Annotated in this window: 1 pseudogene; it reads right to left on the bottom strand. The window is 24.4% G+C overall.

The annotated features are described in order from the left end of the window. A pseudogene (locus BGS40_RS05625) lies at nucleotides 1-705 on the bottom strand (hypothetical protein); the annotation flags it as partial. Between the last annotated feature and the right edge of the window lie 158 nt (nucleotides 706-863).

Raw genomic sequence — 863 nt, 5'->3', positions numbered from 1 at the left:
ATTTATCCCCATATACATAGCCTTAAGATTGTTTTGTCCTATGATATTGAGTTTTTCTAGTAATCTTCTGGTTTTATTTTTATCTTCTATATATCTTCCTGTTTTATCTTTACTTGTATTGTAAAGTCCATTAGCAAAATCTTGTAAAATTTGTAAAGCTTCATTGTAAGCATGAATAGGACTATCTTCATCTTTTTTAAAAGCACTAATTTGCTTTTCTTTATTTCTAAACTCTTTAAACAAAGGATGATTACAAGGAAGTTGATACATGGTGCATTTTTTAAGTTCTAAAGATTTTAACTCTTTGAAATAAAAAGTATAATCATCTATAATATATTTTTGTTCTTTTATATCCTCTAAAGCAGTTGCATTTCTTTTCTCATCAATAATCAAATAAGACAAAAGTCTTTTTAAAAGAAATTCTTTATTTTCTTCAAGCTTTGGTTTTATTTCATAATGAAAGGAAAAATGAGTGTCAAAAACCCCTGTGCAAAGATCTATGCCATAAAAAATTTTCTTTAAATCAAAGCTAATAAATTTCGAATTGATTATAAAAGGATAGGTTATAAAATGATCTCTTATAACTGCTAAAGGATTGACTAATTTTTTTAAAGTATTGATAAAATCAATCTGTTTAACTTCTTTATTGTTGATTGTTAAATTTTTAATAGTTTGAATTAACTCTGTTTTAGAACTTATAAACATAAAAGATTCCTTATGTAAAGCATTATTATATCATTTTTTATTTGCTAATATCTTTTGTCTCTATTAATCTCTCCAATCCACCTTATAATATTACCCTTATCATCAATCTCTACTTCTAAATCTTTGTATTTGTTGTAAAATTTAGGAGCTAAGATTTC

Source organism: Campylobacter sp. 107 (assembly GCF_002383835.1).
GTDB classification, from domain to species: Bacteria; Campylobacterota; Campylobacteria; order Campylobacterales; family Campylobacteraceae; genus Campylobacter_D; species Campylobacter_D jejuni.
The sequence above is the reverse complement of the archived record's forward strand: the minus strand, read 5'-3'. Positions and strand labels throughout refer to the sequence as shown.